The organism is Salinicola acroporae (assembly GCF_003206615.1).
Classification (GTDB): Bacteria; Pseudomonadota; Gammaproteobacteria; order Pseudomonadales; family Halomonadaceae; genus Salinicola; species Salinicola acroporae.
Genome location: NZ_PZJW01000003.1, coordinates 135,753 through 152,134, shown reverse-complemented (window position 1 = coordinate 152,134; position 16,382 = coordinate 135,753). Strand labels below are relative to the sequence as shown.

Sequence of the window (16,382 nt, the reverse complement as noted above, 5' to 3'; positions counted from 1 at the left end):
GCGACGTTAACCGACAAACGGATTGGCGAAGGTGAAGAACAGAGCGATACCGACACCGATCATGGTCACGGCGTCGAGCAGGCCGGCGACGATGAACATCTTGACCTGCAGTTGCGGGATCATTTCCGGCTGACGCGCGGCGCCTTCCAGAAACTTGCCGCCGAGGATGCCGAAGCCGATAGCGGTGCCGAGGGCACCCAGGCCGATCAGCAGGGAAACGGCAATCGCGGTCATGCCCAGAACTTGTGCTTCCATGGTTCTCTCCAGTTTCAGTCGAGTCTTGCTCAGTCGAGTTTTGCTAAGGGTCAGGGGTTAACGGGAAACGCTACTCAATGCTGCTCTTCCGTCGCCATGCTGAGATAGACGATGGTGAGCATCATGAAGATGAAGGCCTGCAGCGTGATGATCAGGATGTGGAACACCGCCCACGGGAAGTGCAGCGGCAGCTGCCACAGGCCGATCATGGCTATCAGGATGAAGATCAGTTCGCCGGCGTAGAGGTTACCGAACAGTCGTAACGCCAGCGAGACCGGTTTGGCCAACAAGGTAACGAGTTCAAGCAGTAAATTGACCGGAATCAACAGGATCTGGGCGAAGGTATTGGACGTGCTGAAAGGGTGCAACGTCAGTTCGGCGACGAAACCGGACAGGCCCTTGGTACGGATGGAGTAGAAAATGATCAGCGCGAAGACGGAGAGCGACATGCCGAGCGTGGCGTTGACATCGGTGGTGGGCACGACCTTGAAATAGACGTGGGCCGGGTCGGCACCGAACCAGGCGCCGATCTTCTGCGCCAGCATCGGCAGGAAGTCCACCGGCACCAGGTCCATGATGTTCATCAGGAAGATCCAGCAGAAGATCGTCAGCGACAGCGGCGCTATCAGCCGGCTCTTGCCATGGAACGTTTCGCGCACGGAGTTGTCGACGAACTCCACCATCATCTCGACGAAGTTCTGCAGCCCGGTGGGCACGCCGGTGGAAGCGCGCTTGGCGACCAGGCGGAACAGGTACAGGAACAGCACCCCGAGGCCGATCGACCACAGCATGGTATCGACGTGAATGGCCCAGAATCCCATGGCCTTGGCCTCGGCAGCGGAATGAGCCATCGACCAGCCGTTTTCCGGATGCAGACCATAGGTCATGTTCTGCAAATGGTGCTGGATGTACTCCGTACTCGTCATGTTGTTGCCAGCCATGGTTCAGCCTCGAGATTGAATGTGTGACGGGCGACGCAGGAGCCAGGGCCCCAACCAGTGCGCCAGCAGCGTCACGACATAAGCGCCAAAGAAGAAAGCGGGGTTTGAGGGGGGCACGGTCACGAACACCAGCGTGAACAGTGCCGCCGTCAAACCGAACTTGCCGGCCTCGGCGTGGTAGAAACTCTTGACTATGTATCTCGCCTGCGCCGCCCCCTGATAGCGAAAGGCGCGCCAGGCGAAGAAGGCGTTGGGCATGGCGGCAACGAGACCACCGGTCAAAGCGGAAAACGCCGTCCCGCGGTCCCAGAACCCCCAACCGATGAGGACCAGCCCCATCACCACGCCGCACTGTAACAGGATCAACCCCGCGATTCGCGGTCTGGGAAGCTTGGCCGGTGCCGCTGGTTGCATGGCGTCGGTCTCGCCGTTGATTCCTGGGATGATAGTGACATTTCCGCGTGCGCTGTCTGCGTTCGGCGTCAGCCTGGCAAATCTCGGCGGATTATAGAGAAGCGGTCATGCCGCTTCAACCGAACCTGCACCGATCTGAGGCGTCTCCCCAAGTAAACGATCACGAAAAGTGCGTAATTTCCGTTAACGCGCTAAATGTTTTGACAGCTCTGGACACCGACGGCCGGTGCGGATTCAGCGAATGTGTCCGAGTATGCCATCTAGCTCATCGAGGCTGGTGTAACGAATGGTGACTCGTCCCTTGCCGGAACTGTTGTGGTGAATCTTGACCGGCGCGCCCAGCAGATCGGCGAGACGATTCTCGAGCCGGCCGACGTCCGCCGGCGGCTTCTTGGCATCGGCTTTGGTCTGGCCACTGGCAATCTGTTTGACCAGGGCCTCGGTCTGGCGAACGGTGAGCTCGCGCGCCACGACTTCATGGGCCGCATGACGCTGCTTGGCGGCCGGCAGACTCAGCAGGGCACGGGCGTGGCCCATGTCCAGATCGCCACGTTCGAGTAGCGTCAGCACCTGCGGATCCAGCGCCAGCAGGCGGAGGAGATTGGCGACCTGGGCCCGCGACCGACCGACCGCATCGGCCACCTGCTGCTGGGTCAGCTCGAACTCGTCGAGCAGACGCTTGAGCGCCATCGACTCCTCGACCGGATTGAGGTTCTCGCGCTGGATGTTCTCGATCAGGGCGAGCGCCAGGGCGACCTCGTCGCTGACTTCGCGGATGACGGCGGGGATGGTCTCGAGTTCGGCCAGCTGCGACGCTCGCCAGCGGCGCTCGCCAGCGATGATCTCGTAACGCTCTGCGCCAATTTGTCGCACCACGATCGGCTGCATCACGCCCTGAGCACGGATCGAATCGGCCAGCTCTTCCAGCGCCTCGGGCTGGATATCGCGCCGCGGCTGGTACTTGCCGCGGGTCAGCTGCCGCAACGGCAGGCGCTCGAGCCGCTCCTCGGTAGCATCGAATCCCGGCGGCGCCTGGGCTGGCGAGGGCTTGTCGGATCCCGACTCCGGCGACAGGCTGTCGCGGCGACGGGCACTGGAACCGATCAGGGCATCGAGACCGCGGCCCAGCGGGCGTTTGCGCGTCGTCATGGGGTATTCCTCGCAGCAGTCATCGTCATTACAGCGCCAGCCGGCGAATCAGTTCCTTGGCCAGGACGCGGTGCGCCTGGCTGCCACGCGAGAGCCGCGCGTACTTGGTGACGGGCACGCCGTGACTGGGCGCTTCCGCCACCCGCACATTGCGCGGGATGGTGGTCTTGAGTAGAGAATCGCCGAAATACTGGCCGAGCTGCTTGCTGACGTCGCGGGTCAGGCTGTTGCGCGGGTCGTACATGGTGCGCACGATGCCGAAGATCTCGAGGATGGGATTCACGCTCTCCTGGATCTGCTCGACGGTGTCGAGCAGCGCCGACAATCCCTCCAGCGCATAGAATTCGCACTGTACCGGGATCAACACACCGTGAGCGGCAGTGAGCGCATTGACCGTCAACATGTTGAGGGACGGGGGGCAGTCGATCATCACCACGTCGTAGTCGGCGGCAACGCTCTGGATCGCGGTCTGAAGCACCCGTTCGCGACCATCGCGATCGAGCAGGTCGACCTCGGCGGCGGTCAGGTCGCCGTTGCCCGGCAGCAGTGCATAGCCGGCCACCGCGCAATCGACGATCACCTCGGCGGCACTTTTCTCACCGAGCAGCACGTCAAGGACGCTGCCGTCGAGGTCGTGCTTGTCGACGCCGCTGCCCATGGTGGCATGACCCTGGGGGTCAAGATCAATCAGCAATACCCGTCGATCGAGCGCCGCCAGGCAAGCCGCCAGATTGACCGCGGTCGTCGTCTTACCCACGCCGCCCTTCTGGTTGGTCAATGCAATGATTCTGGTCACTGGCGACTCCCTTCGTCGAGACTGATCCTGTGGATCGCGAGCGATCCGCTGGCGCTGATCCGGCCCGGCGTCGACGACGCCGGTATTCATCACGTCTGGCCCATGCCGAGCCTACTGGCGACGGCCCGCCTGTTCGTCCCGCCCGAGGCGTAGCAGCTGACGTTCGGCGTCGTCCACACCGGGTACCGCCAGGGCAAGCTGCTCGCGCACCACGACATGGGACGGCAACGATTCGAGTTCCCGGGGTTCCAGGCCCCCTTTCATCGCCAGCCACTCGCCGCCCTGGGCCAGCAACGGCTCGGTAAGCCCGATGAAATCCCCCAGCGCGGCGAAGGCACGCGAGATGATCTGGTCGAACGTGGCATCGAAGGATTCGACCCGGACCTGCTCGCAGCGCACGTTCGCGAGCCCCAGCTCCATCACCGCCTGGCGCTGAAAACGGACTTTCTTGCCGTTACTGTCCAGCAGCGTGACCTGAAGGCCGGGATCCAGAATCGCCAATACCAGTCCCGGGAAACCCGGCCCCGAGCCGACGTCCAGCAAGTTGGTGCCACCCACGGCGAAAGCGACGCTGGCGCTATCCAGCAGATGACGGCTGACCATCGCCTCGGGCGAGCGTACTGCGGTGAGGTTATAGGCGCGATTCCACTTGTGCAACAGCGCGAGCAGCGCCAGCAATCTCTGACGCTGACCGGCGTCGCAAGGGACGCTCAGCGCCGCCAGCCCCTCATCGAGAATCCGTTCACACCTCGGTGTCATGCGCTCAATGCCCGGCTGTCGTCGATCAGTCGCCGCTTCTTGAGATGGATCAGCAGAATCGACACCGCGGCCGGCGTGACGCCGGAGATGCGCCCGGCCTGACCCAAGGTCTGGGGACGTGCCTGCTCGAGCTTCTGGCGAATCTCGTTGGAGAGCCCCTCGACCCTGGCATAGTCCAGCGATTCGGGCAGTGGCGTCGCTTCGTGGCGGCGCAGGCGATCGATCTCGTCCTGCTGCCGCGCGATGTAGCCCTCGTACTTGGCCTCGATCTCCACCTGCTCGGCGACCGGCTCGTCGCCGACGGCCTCGCCCTTGAGCGAGGCGACGTCGGCGTAACCGAGTTCGGGACGCCTGAGCAGGTCCATCAGGCTGTACTCACGCGCCAGCGGCTGACCGAGCTTTTCGGCAACGCGCTGGCCGGCTTCGGTCTTTGGCTGGATCCACGTCGCACGCAGGCGAGCACTCTCTTTCTCGATCTTGTCGCGCTTGGTCTCGAAGGCCGACCAGCGATGATCGTCGACCAGCCCCAGTTCGCGACCGGTGGCGGTGAGGCGCAGGTCGGCGTTGTCCTCGCGCAGCAGCAGACGATATTCGGCCCGCGAGGTGAACATCCGATAGGGCTCCTGGGTGCCCATGGTGATCAGGTCGTCGACCAGCACCCCGAGGTACGCCTCGTCGCGGCGCGGCCACCAGAGCGATTCGCCCTGCGCTCGGCGAGCGGCGTTGATCCCCGCCAACAGCCCCTGGGCGCCGGCTTCCTCGTAACCCGTGGTGCCATTGATCTGGCCGGCAAAGAACAGGTTGTGGATAAATTTGGTTTCCAGCGAGTGCTTGAGATCCCGCGGATCGAAGAAATCGTACTCGATCGCATAACCCGGGCGCGTGATATGCGCATTCTCCAGCCCCTCGATCGAACGCACGACCTGCAACTGGACATCGAATGGCAGTGACGTGGAGATCCCGTTGGGATAGAGCTCGTGGGTATCCAGGCCTTCCGGTTCGACGAATACCTGATGGCTGGTCTTGTCGGCGAAGCGGTGGACCTTGTCCTCGATCGACGGGCAGTAACGCGGGCCCACGCCTTCGATCACGCCGGAATACATCGGCGAACGATCGAGATTGGCGAAGATGATCTCGTGGGTGCGTTCGTTGGTATGGGCGATATGGCAATCGACCTGACGCGGATGCTGCTCGCGGCTGCCCAGGTAGGACATCACCGGCAGCGGCGTGTCACCGGGCTGGCGCTCGAGCCTGGAGAAATCGACGCTCTTGGCATCGATCCGCGGCGGCGTGCCGGTCTTCAGCCGATCGACCCGGAACGGGAGCGCTCGCAGCCGCTGGGCCAGCGCATTGGCGGGCGGATCGCCGGCGCGACCGCCGGCATGGTGGTCCAGACCGATATGGATCACGCCGCCCAGGAAGGTCCCGGTACACAGCACCACGGTATCCGCCATGAAGCGAATGCCGGTCTGGGTGGTGACGCCGACAACGGTATCGTTTTCCACAACCAGATCGTCGACACCCTGCTGGAACAGCGTGAGGTTGGGCTGATTTTCCAGCATGCCGCGAATGGCGGCCTTGTAGCGGATCCGATCGGCCTGGGCCCGGGTGGCCCGAACCGCCGGGCCCTTGCGCGAGTTGAGCACGCGAAACTGGATGCCGGCCAGATCGGTGGCCTTGGCCATGGCCCCACCCAGGGCATCGATCTCCTTGACCAGGTGGCTTTTGCCAATCCCGCCGATGGCGGGATTGCAGGACATCTGGCCGAGGGTCTCGATGTTGTGTGTCAGCAGCAGCGTACGGGCACCACTTCGCGCCGACGCCAGCGCAGCTTCGGTTCCGGCATGGCCACCGCCGATCACGATGACCTGAAAACGGTCGGGATACTCCACGGTTTACCTCACGAGGTGCCCGCGGCGCTCTGGCTCGAGCGGGCACCCGACGATGAATGGATCACGAAATCGGCCAAGCCGATTTTACCGTCCTGTTCACGACGGCGATGGCATGGCCCCTAGGGTTCGGTGGCCACGAAAGCCGCCCAGTATAAACCTCCTGTGGGTAACCGTCAGGGGTTTTCCACACCGGGATCGAGGCGATCGGTCAGTCATCAGATTCATTATAAAAAAATGAAAAATATATAAAGAAGTTCTGTTGTGATAGTGACTATTGGTGTGGACACTTTCCGTGGATAAGTAAAAATTCGATAACAAAATCATGCTCTTGGATTGTTATTCGATTGCTTGACAAGCTCTGACGAGCCTGCTGACAAGGGCGTTGATTCCTGTGGACAGCTTTGTCTCTTGTACACAGGCACGACCGCGCACGGGTTATCCACCGCTGCATACGGTAGCTGTTACCGCGACGGTCAACAAACCCCCGATCGTGCCGAGGTGCCTGAGGCGTCAGGGCTGGAGGCAGATCGGTGAAAAAACTGTCCACAGGCAAAAAATACGCTTCGGGATAACCCACGGGTGATGAAATCCGGGGCACGCTATCGATTTTTCCGGCCCCGACGAGCTCGATCGCACGACGCCTGGGACCGAATCCGGTCTGGATGAGCCAATAAAAGGGAGGAGACAAAGAGGGATCGGGGGAGGCGCGGAGGAGACCCATCCGCGCTTTCTGTTTGTGAACCGAGCGCTAGTGCTTGAGCACGCGGGAGAGAAACGCTTGGGTGCGCTCGTGGCGGGGCTGATCGAACAGCTGATCGGGTGGGCCTTGTTCGACGATCTGGCCGCCGTGGACGAATACCACGCGATCGGCGACCTCGCGGGCGAAGCCCATTTCGTGGGTGACGATCATCATGGTCATGCCGTCGTTGACCAGTTCCCGCATGGCATCCAGCACTTCACCGATCATCTCCGGATCCAGCGCGGAGGTCGGCTCGTCGAACAGCATCAGGCGAGGTTCCATGGCCAACGCCCGGGCCAGCGCCACCCGCTGTTGCTGTCCCCCGGAGAGTTGAGTCGGATGTTTGTCGGCCTGATCCGAGATGCCGACCCGCTCCAGTAGCCTGTCGGCGATGGCATTGGCCTGCCGCCGGGTCATGCCGCGGACCTTGCGTGGCGCCAGGGTGACGTTGTCGCGGATCGACAGATGCGGGAACAGGTTGAACTGCTGGAACACCATGCCGACCTCGGTACGGACTGCCTGCAGCGACTTGCCGCTGGCGCCATTGGGCAGCAGCGTCTTGCCGTCGACCTCGATACGACCGGACTGGAATGGCTCGAGACCATTGACGCAGCGGATCAGCGTCGATTTTCCCGAGCCACTGGCGCCGATGATTACCACGACCTCGCCCTGGGCCACGCTCAGGTCGATGTCCTGCATCACGTGCAGGCGGCCAAAGTGCTTGTTGACCCCTTCGAGACGCACGATCGGCGATGAGCCGGACGATTGGGCGGTCTCTTGCCGGTTTGCGCTATCGTTCATCCCACTAACCCCTTGCGTTCGAGCAGACTCAGAGCCAACGACAGACTCAGGGTAATCGCCAGGTAGAGCAGGGCGATCATGAAATAGACCTCCAGCGCGGTGAAGGTATTGGCGATATAGACCTGACCCTGGCGGACCAGCTCGCCCACACCGATGACCGAGAACAGCGAAGTGTCCTTGATACTGACGATGCCCTGGTTGCCGAGTGCGGGAATCATCCGGCGTAGCGCCTGTGGCCAGATCACGTAGCGAAAGGTCTGGGGCGGGGAAAGCCCCAGCGACAGCCCGGCCTCGCGCTGGCCCCGCTCGATCGATTGCACGCCGCCGCGCACGATCTCGGAGATATAGGCGCCGGCGTTGAGGGCGATGGCCGCGATCCCGGCGGTCAATGCGTCGATGGGGCCACCGAGTAGCGTCGGCAGGCCATAGAAGATGAACAGGACCTGGACCAGCACTGGGGTGCCGCGAAACACCTCCACGTAGACGACGGCGGGCCAGCGTATCCAGCGTGAAGGGCCGATTCGCATCAATCCGAAGACGATGCCGATGACGAAGCCGATGGCGAGGCCGGCGAAGGAGATGAGCAGGGTGTAGGGCAAGCCCTTGAGCAGGAACGGCAGCGAATCGATGGCCGCCTGCCAGTCGAACTGGAAGTTGAATTCCACGGGGATCTCCGTTGGCAACGATGAGATCTCTCATCGCGTCACGACGAGAGATCTCCGGCCACTCTGGGAGTGGCGTTCTCCACAAACCATCCGGGGGCCGCGCCACTGGCGTCGGCCCCCGGTCAGGCGGGTGCGGTCACTCGGATTCCGGTGCTTCGCCGAACCACTTCTTGTGGATATCGTCGTAGGTGCCGTCCTCATGCATGGCCTCGAGCGCCTCATTGGCCGGCTCGACCCAGTCGCTCCCCTTGGCGAAGGCGATACCGTACTGCTGGCCCTCGTAGAGCGGACCGACCGTCTTGACCTTGCCCTCGCCCTTGGTCTGGGCGAAATAGCCCACGTTGGGGGCGTCGTAGAAGACCGCATCGGCGCTGCCGCCCATCAGGGCCATGTACATGTCGGAACTGCCCGGATAGGGCGTGATTTCGGCGCTATCGCCCAGTTTTTCCTGCAGGTAGTCGTAGCTGGTGGAGCCGATCTTGGTGGCGATGCGCTTGCCTTCGAGGTCGTCCAGCGAGCTGACGTCGCTGCCATCGGCAACCAGGATGCGCAGGCCGGAATCGTAGTAGGGATCGCTGAAGTCGACGATCTGCTGGCGCTCGTCGGTGATGGTGATGCCGGCGATGGCCAGGTCGACGTTGCCGGTTTGCACGGCGGGGATGATGCCGTTGAAATCCATGGTGTTGAGATCGACGTCGAAACCTGCGCGATCGGCGATCTCGTGAAGGATGTCCATATCGAAACCGACCATCTCTCCGCTCTCCTGATCCATCATCTCGAACGGGACGAAGCTGGGATCGGTGACGGCCTTGAGCGTGGTGTCCTGAGCAGAGGCCAGCCCGGAAACGCTCAGGGAGAGTGCGACGGCGGGGATGGCGAGCCAGTGGCTCGGCGTCATGTTGTTTTTCATAAGTTCCTCAAGTCATTGTTCGATCGGGACAATCAATGACTACCTTGAGGAAGATTGTTACTGAAGGTCAAGTCGACCTAGGCCGCAGCCAGGGACGGCGGACCGTTAGTCACTGCCGGTTCAGACAGAAAACGAGGCCCCACAGCCGCAGGTGGACTGGGCGTTGGGGTTCTTGATGACGAATCGGGCGCCAGCGAGCCCCTCCTCGAAATCCACCGTCGAACCCACCAGATACTGATAGGAGAGAGGATCCACCACCAGACTGACGTCGCCGTTGTCGATGACGGTATCGTCCTCGGCCGTCTTGTCGCCGAGGTCGAATCCATACTGGAACCCCGAACAGCCACCACCCGTGACATAGACCCGCAGCTTCAGCTCGGGGTTGTTCTCTTCGGCGACCAGTGCCCTGACCCGCCTGGCGGCGGCATCAGTGAAGAACATCGGGGTTGGAGCGAAGGACTCCACTGTACTCATCGTCACGCTCCCGTTGGTGCCGGCCGTGACCGGACTGTCGATAATGACGTAGGGCGGCGGGGCCGCCATCACAGCTCCATTATCGTTAATACCGAGTAAAAGGGTCAACTTTAGTGTCGGCGGCACTCACCGCCGACAGTCGTGGATCGGTGTATGATGTCAGTTACGTAACGCTCGCACGATGTGACCGCCCACCATGGCAGGTATCGCGCACCAAAGACGAGCGGTCGAGATCGGGCAAGGAGGAGAGTTTGTCACGCGTGCCGCGGTTCGTCCCACGACGTCCCAGCCTCGAACGTTTCCGACGCCAGTTGGCGAGCGTGGATGCCATGCCCCAACTCTGCCTGCTGGGGATTTTCGCCGGCATTCTGACGGGTTCCGTGATGGTCGTCTTCCGGCTGTTGCTGGAGTTCGGGGCCTTGTTATTCATCCCCGGTGACAATCCCGAAGCCTTCGAGACGCTGCCGCCAACGTTTCGCGCGGTGCTCCCGCTGATCGCGGTCGCCTTGATCGGACTCTGGCTGTGGCCGCAGCCCAGCCGGGCGCTGAAGATGGGGATCGGCCATGTCATCGAGCGCCTCGCCTACCACCAGGGCAAGATGCCGCTGCGCAACTGGATCAACCAGTGGTGGGTCGGGGTGATCTCGGTCATCGGCGGGCTGTCGGCTGGCCGCGAGGGGCCGGCGATCCATCTCGGCTCCGCGGCCTCGAGCTGGATTGGCTCGCGGTTGCGGCTGCCGCACAACAGCCTGCGCGTGTTGGTGGCCTGTGGCACCGCAGCGGGCATTTCCGCGTCGTTCAACACGCCCATCGCCGGTGTCATCTTCGCCATGGAAGTGGTGATGATGGAGTACACCATCGCCGGCTTCATGCCGGTGATACTCGCCGCTACCATGGGCGCGCTGGTGTCGTGGGCGGTCTACGGGTCGGAGCCGGCGTTCAGCGTGCCGCCGCTGCAGCTCAATTCGTTGCTGGACCTCCCCTGGATCGTGTTGACCGCGCTGGTCGTCGGTGTCCTGGCCGGTGGATTCGTGCGCCTGGCCCAGGGGCATCCATCGATCGCCCGAGTCCCCTTCGCCCTGCGGCTGGCGACCATCGGTCTGCTCACCGGAGCCGTGGCATGGTGGTACCCGCAGGTACAGGGGATCGGCTACGACAGTCTTGAGCAGATGCTCAACGGGCCGATGGCGTTGGACGTGCTGCTGGTGCTGGCGGTGGTCAAGCTGGCGCTGACCGGACTCTGCATGGCGGGTGGCGTGCCGGTCGGGGTGATCGGGCCGATGCTGGTTTCCGGTGCGGCGGTCGGCGCGGTGATGGGCATGGTCGGCGGGGCGCTGCTGCCGAGCGTGGTCACCACGCCCAATCTCTACGCGGTACTTGGCATGGCGGCGATGATGGCGGCGGCGCTTCAGGCCCCGCTGGCAGCCCTGTTGGCGTTGCTGGAACTGACCCGCAACTCATCGATCATGCTGCCGGGCATGCTGGCGGTGGTGGTCGCCGTTCTCACCGCACGCCAGCTCTGCCGCTGTCAGGGATTCTTTCTCTCCAGCCTGACCCAGCAAGGGCTCCATCCGCTGCAGCAACCGCTGATGCAGGCGTTGTCGCGGGTCGCCGTACCGGCAGTGATGGAGCGCAATCTGGTCCGCACGCCGAGGATCATCGATCATGACAGGGCCAAGGCGCTGCTCGATTCCAAGCCGACCTGGCTGGTGATCATCCAGGACAACAAGGACAAGCCGCCACTGGCGATGAAGGCTGCCCACCTGGCGCGGGTGCTGCACGATGAGGACTGGCTCGCGGAGCATGAGCGTATCGATCTCGAGGAGGTGCCGGGGCAGCGTCTCGATCTGGCGCCGGTACACTTGGAGGCGACGCTCTCCGAGGCTTACGACACGCTCAACGAATCCGGTGTCGACGCGCTTTACGTCGAGCACACCACGGCGCCGATGATTCGCAAGATTTCCGGTATCATCACTCGCGAGGCGATCGAGAACTATTATCGACGTAAACGTTGATAGGATGAACGCGCCTGGTGTCGAGACTCAGGACACACCGAAGCGATCGATGAGGAGAGCACCCATGCGAGAGATGAACGGCCATCTCGCCACACGCTCCCTGGCGGTGACGAGCGTCCCGGGAGGGACGTCATGATTCGCTACGAGGACAAGCCCGTGGTCATGGTGCTGGCGGGCCACGATCCCAGCGGTGGCGCGGGGCTGGTCGCGGATGCCGAGGCCGTGCGCGGCTGCGGTGGCTGGCCGGTGACCGTGCCCACCGCCATGACCGTCCAGTCGACCCGCGACGTGGTCAGCGTCGAATCGTGCAGCGGCGATTTCATTCGCCGTGCGGCCCGCGTGCTGTTCGACGATTTTCGTATCGCGGCGATCAAGGTGGGGTTGATCCCCGATCTCGAGGTGCTGGAAGCGGTGATCGATGTCGCCCGGATGAGCCCCGGCACGCCGCTGATCGTCGACCCGGTCCTGCGCAGTGGTCGCGGTTCCGATTTATCCACACCCGCTCTGATCGAACCGATTCGCCATCGTCTGCTACCTCTTGTGGATATCTTGACACCCAACCGTCGCGAACTGGCGCTGCTTTCCACGATCGACGACGCCGATGAAGTGGCTCGAGTGGTCGAGGTGATGTCGCTGGGGTGCGCCGCGGTGCTGGTGACCGGTACCGATCCCCTGGGGCAGGAATCGACGCAGGCCCACGTGGTTCACACCTTGCACACGCCCGAGCTCAACCGGCAGTGGCAGTGGCCGCGCCTGCCTGCCGACTATCACGGCTCCGGCTGCACGCTGGCGTCGGCGTTGGCGACCCGGCTGGCCGCCGGCGAGGGACTCGCGGCAGCCTGCGCCCAGGCGCAGCGGTTCACCTGGGATACGCTGGACAATGGTCTGGCGCTGGGTCAGGGCCAGTATCTACCGGACCGGGTCTGGCGTGCGCCGGACTTCGATGCCACGCTGGAGTGATGATGTCGACGCGCCCGCCTTCATCGACCCTGAATGGACTTTACGCGATCACCGACAGCCAGCTGTTGCCGGATGATCGCACGCTGCTCGCGGCCTGCGAATCGGCGCTGAGCGAGGGGATCGCGCTGCTGCAGTACCGTGACAAATCCGCGGATACCGCGCGGCGTTGGCGGCAGGGCGATGCCTTGGCCGCACTGTGCGAGCGCCATGCGGTGCCGCTGATCGTCAACGACGATCTGGAACTGGCGCTGCGACTGCAGCAGCGTTGGGGGGATATCGTCGGATTGCACGTCGGTCAGGACGACGTCTCGCTGGCAACCGCCAGGCAACGGCTGGGCGACCGAGCCATCGTCGGTGCCACCTGCCATGATTCACCGGTCCTGGCGCGCCAAGCGGCCGAATCGGGTGCCAGCTATCTGGCGTTCGGGCGCTTCTTCGCCTCGCGCACCAAGCCGGAGGCTGCGCCGGCGTCGCTATCGATACTCGAGGAGGTGGCTCATCTGGGGTTGCCCCGGGTCGCCATCGGTGGCATCGATGCTCGCACCGCCTCCGAGGCACGACAGGCCGGTGCCGAGATCCTGGCGGTGGTCCATGCCGTTTTCGGTAGGCCGGATGTCGCGCGGGCGGTGCGCGAACTCCAACTCCAGATTGGCGATGGCGCTTCGCCGAATACCACGATCGACCGTCACTCTGTCATCGATCAACGCTAGAGAGAACACCATGACCACATCCGCCGAACTCTTCGAGCGTGCCTGCCGCCACATTCCCGGCGGCGTAAACTCTCCGGTAAGAGCCTTCAAGGGCATGTCCCAGCCGCCGGTCTTCATCGAGCGCGCTCAGGGTGCCTATCTGTTCGACGTCGAGGGCAAGCGTTATATCGACTACGTGGGCTCCTGGGGGCCGATGATCACAGGACATGCCGATCCCGAGGTGCTCAACGCCGTCCGCGAGCGGCTCGACAGTGGGCTCTCGTTCGGGACGCCGACAGCGATCGAGACCACCATGGCCGACCTGATCTGCGAGATCCTTCCCTCCATCGACATGGTACGCATGGTCAACTCCGGTACCGAGGCGACCATGTCGGCGATCCGGCTGGCGCGGGGATATACCGGACGCGACAAGATCGTCAAGTTCGAGGGCAACTACCATGGTCACTCGGACTCGCTGCTGGTGAAAGCCGGTTCCGGTGCCTTGACCCACGGCGAGCCCAGTTCGCCCGGCGTGCCGGCGTCACTGGCCGAACACACCATAACGCTCTCTTACAATGACATCGAAGCCGTGCATGAATGCTTCGAGGCCATGGGCGAACAGATCGCCTGCATCATCGTCGAGCCGGTGGCCGGCAACATGAACTGCATACCGCCGCAGCCCGGTTTCCTGGAAGCCCTGCGCGAGGTGTGCGACAGCCACGGCAGCGTATTGATCTTCGATGAGGTGATGACCGGCTTCCGGGTGGCGCTGGGCGGTGCCCAGGCGCACTACGGGATCACGCCGGATCTGACCTGCCTCGGCAAGATCGTCGGCGGTGGCATGCCGGTCGGCGCCTTCGGTGGCAAGCGCGACATCATGGAACAGATATCACCGCTGGGTCCGGTCTATCAGGCCGGCACGCTATCGGGGAATCCGCTGGCGATGGCGGCCGGTATCACGCTGCTCGAGAAGGTACGCCAGCCAGGCTTTCACGAGGCGCTGTCCACCCGGGTCGAGACGCTCTGCGACGGGCTCGAGACACGCGCCCGCGATGCCGGTATCGAGATGATCACCCAGCGTGCCGGCGGCATGTTCGGCTTGTTCTTCACCGCCCAACAGCGGGTCGATAATTTTGGCCAGACCATGGCGTGCGATGCCCAGGCGTTCCGCGATTTCTTCTCGCACATGCTCGAGTCCGGCGTCTACCTGGCACCCTCGGCATTCGAGGCCGGATTCATGTCCAGCGCTCACACCCATGACCATATTCAGACGACCTTGATGGCCAGCGAGCGTGCCTTCGCCGCCATGCGTCAACAATGAGTCACGAACGCCACTGACAGGGAGACGACGCATGAGCCGAACGCTGATACAGGCGCTCAAGGAGAGTGATTGTTTCGATCATCCGATCGGCGCCGTCGAAGTGTTCGAAACCCCCATCTCCTGGGTGGTATCGACCGGCGATTATGCTTACAAGATCAAGAAGTCGCTGGATTACGGTAGCTTTCTCGATTTCTCGACGCTGGAGAAGCGCCGGCGCCTCTGCGAGCAGGAGGTCGCGCTGAATCGCCGCGTGGCGCCGGCGCTCTACCTTGGCTGTGTGGCCATCTCGGGCACCGAGGAGGCGCCCAGGGTCAACGACGACAGCGCGCCGATCGAGTACGCGGTCAAGATGCGCCAGTTCAGCACCCGTCATCTGCTGAGTTCGCTGCAGGCCAGTGGAGAACTGTCGGCGGAGCTGATCGACGATCTCATCGACCAACTGGTGGCGCTTCACGAATCCGCTCCCAGCGCCTCGGGGGACAATCCCCTGGGGTCGCCGTCGAGCATTCACGAAATGCTGGTCGACGAATTCGACGTGATCGAGCCGCTGCTGGAATCGCCTCGCGATCTCGAGCAGCTAGCCAACGTCAAGACGTTGACGCTCGAGAGCTTCGCGCGCCTGGAACCCATTCTGGCATCGCGCTGGAGAGAGGGCTTCATCCGCGAGAGCCATGGTGACATCCATCTTGGCAATGCGGTGCGGTTCGAAGGCAAGGCGATCCTGTTCAACGGCATCGAGTTCAACGATCGACTGCGCTGGTGCGACGTGGCCTGCGAGCTCGCCTTCCTGATCATGGATCTGGAAGCCCGTGGCGAGCGGGAATTCGCCCATTATGCGCTCAACCGGTATCTCGAGCTGTCCGGCGACTACCAGGCGGTGCGGCTGCTCAACTTCTACAAGCGTTATCGAGCCTTGCTGAGAGCCCGGATCGAGCTGGTACGGGACCACGATGCCGGGGTGATGGACGATCTGCCCGGTGGCGAACCGATAGAGGTCTTCCGCCGTTATCTGACAATGGCTCAGGAGTACAGCGAGTTCCGCTTTCCTTACCTGATCCTGGCGGTCGGCGTCTCCGGCAGTGGCAAGAGCCGGTTCACCGAGGAGATCGTGCGGCGGCTGGGCGGGGTGCGGATCCGGTCCGATGTCGAACGCAAGCGGCTTTTCGATTTCACCGCGGCACCCGACGATGCAAAAGCCGTCTACAGCGAGACAGCGACCGACCAGACCTATCGTCGCCTGGCCGAACTGACAGGGACGGTACTCGAAGCGGGGTTGCCGGCATGCATCGATGCCACCTGCCTGCTGCTGGAACAGCGCAAGCGGCTACGTTTCGAAGCCGAGAAGCGTGGCCTGCCGGTACTGATCGTCAGTTTCGAGGCCGACCGGGCGACATTGCGGGCCCGTATCGTCAAACGTGCCAGGCGTAGCGGAGAGCCTTCCGAGCGGAGTCTTTCGATTCTGGAACGGCAGCTTCAGCGTTTCGAGCCGTTCGCCAGTGACGAGACGACCCACCTGGTACATCTCGATACCACCGCGCCGGATGCCAATCTGACGCTCGCGTCTCTGATTCAGGAGAGGATGCGGCTTAACTGAGAGAGCCG

General features: G+C 63.0%; 16 protein-coding genes. 5 read left to right on the top strand and 11 right to left on the bottom strand.

Annotated features, from left to right (window positions below; all coding sequences use genetic code 11):
• Positions 1-6: 6 nt before the first annotated feature.
• From atpE to erpA, 11 genes are all read right to left on the bottom strand, one after another.
• Positions 7-255, bottom strand: a complete 249-nt coding sequence (gene atpE, locus DOM54_RS04790) for a F0F1 ATP synthase subunit C (RefSeq protein WP_011508579.1) — start codon at positions 253-255, stop codon at positions 7-9.
• Positions 256-329: 74 nt separating this feature from the next.
• Positions 330-1,196, bottom strand: a complete 867-nt coding sequence (atpB, locus tag DOM54_RS04785; protein ID WP_110715248.1) for a F0F1 ATP synthase subunit A — start codon at positions 1,194-1,196, stop codon at positions 330-332.
• A 3-nt stretch (positions 1,197-1,199) separates the two neighbouring features.
• Positions 1,200-1,610: a F0F1 ATP synthase subunit I gene (locus tag DOM54_RS04780; RefSeq protein ID WP_110707372.1), complete on the bottom strand. Its 411-nt coding sequence runs from the start codon at positions 1,608-1,610 to the stop codon at positions 1,200-1,202.
• Between the two features lie 234 nt (positions 1,611-1,844).
• Positions 1,845-2,759: a ParB/RepB/Spo0J family partition protein gene (locus tag DOM54_RS04775; RefSeq protein WP_110715247.1), complete on the bottom strand. Its 915-nt coding sequence runs from the start codon at positions 2,757-2,759 to the stop codon at positions 1,845-1,847.
• A 28-nt stretch (positions 2,760-2,787) separates the two neighbouring features.
• Positions 2,788-3,555, bottom strand: a complete 768-nt coding sequence (locus DOM54_RS04770) for a ParA family protein (protein WP_110715246.1) — start codon at positions 3,553-3,555, stop codon at positions 2,788-2,790.
• Positions 3,556-3,666: 111 nt separating this feature from the next.
• Positions 3,667-4,314, bottom strand: coding sequence for a 16S rRNA (guanine(527)-N(7))-methyltransferase RsmG (gene rsmG, locus DOM54_RS04765; protein ID WP_110715245.1), 648 nt, complete (start codon positions 4,312-4,314; stop codon positions 3,667-3,669).
• Positions 4,311-6,206 carry a tRNA uridine-5-carboxymethylaminomethyl(34) synthesis enzyme MnmG gene (mnmG, locus tag DOM54_RS04760; protein ID WP_110715244.1) on the bottom strand — a complete coding sequence of 632 codons (1,896 nt, stop codon included), beginning with the start codon at positions 6,204-6,206 and terminating at the stop codon, positions 4,311-4,313. The genes rsmG and mnmG overlap by 4 nt, the downstream gene beginning before the upstream one ends.
• A 748-nt stretch (positions 6,207-6,954) precedes the next feature.
• The gene (locus DOM54_RS04755; protein WP_110715243.1) at positions 6,955-7,746 is read right to left on the bottom strand and encodes an amino acid ABC transporter ATP-binding protein; all 792 of its coding nucleotides are present in this window, start codon (positions 7,744-7,746) and stop codon (positions 6,955-6,957) included.
• On the bottom strand, positions 7,743-8,411 hold the full coding sequence (locus tag DOM54_RS04750; RefSeq protein ID WP_110601654.1) for an amino acid ABC transporter permease: 669 nt from the start codon (positions 8,409-8,411) through the stop codon (positions 7,743-7,745). The genes DOM54_RS04755 and DOM54_RS04750 overlap by 4 nt, the downstream gene beginning before the upstream one ends.
• Positions 8,412-8,547: 136 nt before the next feature.
• On the bottom strand, positions 8,548-9,321 hold the full coding sequence (locus DOM54_RS04745) for a transporter substrate-binding domain-containing protein (protein ID WP_240613770.1): 774 nt from the start codon (positions 9,319-9,321) through the stop codon (positions 8,548-8,550).
• Between the two features lie 120 nt (positions 9,322-9,441).
• On the bottom strand, positions 9,442-9,795 hold the full coding sequence (gene erpA / locus DOM54_RS04740) for an iron-sulfur cluster insertion protein ErpA (RefSeq protein WP_110602104.1): 354 nt from the start codon (positions 9,793-9,795) through the stop codon (positions 9,442-9,444).
• A gap of 260 nt (positions 9,796-10,055) precedes the next feature.
• Here erpA and DOM54_RS04735 point away from each other — a divergent pair, with 260 nt between their 5' ends.
• From DOM54_RS04735 to DOM54_RS04715, 5 genes are all read left to right on the top strand, one after another.
• Positions 10,056-11,810, top strand: coding sequence for a chloride channel protein (locus DOM54_RS04735; RefSeq protein ID WP_420852730.1), 1,755 nt, complete (start codon positions 10,056-10,058; stop codon positions 11,808-11,810).
• A gap of 132 nt (positions 11,811-11,942) precedes the next feature.
• The gene (gene thiD / locus DOM54_RS04730; RefSeq protein ID WP_110715242.1) at positions 11,943-12,770 is read left to right on the top strand and encodes a bifunctional hydroxymethylpyrimidine kinase/phosphomethylpyrimidine kinase; all 828 of its coding nucleotides are present in this window, start codon (positions 11,943-11,945) and stop codon (positions 12,768-12,770) included.
• Between the two features lie 2 nt (positions 12,771-12,772).
• The gene (gene thiE, locus DOM54_RS04725; RefSeq protein ID WP_110715241.1) at positions 12,773-13,480 is read left to right on the top strand and encodes a thiamine phosphate synthase; all 708 of its coding nucleotides are present in this window, start codon (positions 12,773-12,775) and stop codon (positions 13,478-13,480) included.
• A gap of 10 nt (positions 13,481-13,490) precedes the next feature.
• Positions 13,491-14,780 (top strand): glutamate-1-semialdehyde 2,1-aminomutase, encoded by a 1,290-nt coding sequence (gene hemL, locus DOM54_RS04720; RefSeq protein ID WP_110715240.1) that lies wholly within the window; start codon positions 13,491-13,493, stop codon positions 14,778-14,780.
• 31 nt (positions 14,781-14,811) lie between these two features.
• Complete coding sequence (locus DOM54_RS04715; protein WP_110715239.1) at positions 14,812-16,374, top strand: bifunctional aminoglycoside phosphotransferase/ATP-binding protein; 1,563 nt, start codon at positions 14,812-14,814, stop codon at positions 16,372-16,374.
• The last annotated feature ends 8 nt before the right edge of the window (positions 16,375-16,382 follow it).

Excerpts from the sequence above, each read along its gene's own strand:
- rsmG (WP_110715245.1), bottom strand. The coding sequence starts at position 4,314 with ATGACACCGAGGTGTGAACGGATTCTCGATGAGGGGCTGGCGGCGCTG.
- DOM54_RS04780 (WP_110707372.1), bottom strand. The coding sequence starts at position 1,610 with ATGCAACCAGCGGCACCGGCCAAGCTTCCCAGACCGCGAATCGCGGGG.
- hemL (WP_110715240.1), top strand. The coding sequence starts at position 13,491 with ATGACCACATCCGCCGAACTCTTCGAGCGTGCCTGCCGCCACATTCCC.
- atpB (WP_110715248.1), bottom strand. The coding sequence starts at position 1,196 with ATGGCTGGCAACAACATGACGAGTACGGAGTACATCCAGCACCATTTG.
- atpE (WP_011508579.1), bottom strand. The coding sequence starts at position 255 with ATGGAAGCACAAGTTCTGGGCATGACCGCGATTGCCGTTTCCCTGCTG.
- thiE (WP_110715241.1), top strand. The coding sequence starts at position 12,773 with ATGTCGACGCGCCCGCCTTCATCGACCCTGAATGGACTTTACGCGATC.
- DOM54_RS04715 (WP_110715239.1), top strand. The coding sequence starts at position 14,812 with ATGAGCCGAACGCTGATACAGGCGCTCAAGGAGAGTGATTGTTTCGAT.
- DOM54_RS04745 (WP_240613770.1), bottom strand. The coding sequence starts at position 9,321 with ATGAAAAACAACATGACGCCGAGCCACTGGCTCGCCATCCCCGCCGTC.
- DOM54_RS04775 (WP_110715247.1), bottom strand. The coding sequence starts at position 2,759 with ATGACGACGCGCAAACGCCCGCTGGGCCGCGGTCTCGATGCCCTGATC.
- erpA (WP_110602104.1), bottom strand. The coding sequence starts at position 9,795 with ATGAGTACAGTGGAGTCCTTCGCTCCAACCCCGATGTTCTTCACTGAT.
- thiD (WP_110715242.1), top strand. The coding sequence starts at position 11,943 with ATGATTCGCTACGAGGACAAGCCCGTGGTCATGGTGCTGGCGGGCCAC.
- DOM54_RS04755 (WP_110715243.1), bottom strand. The coding sequence starts at position 7,746 with ATGAACGATAGCGCAAACCGGCAAGAGACCGCCCAATCGTCCGGCTCA.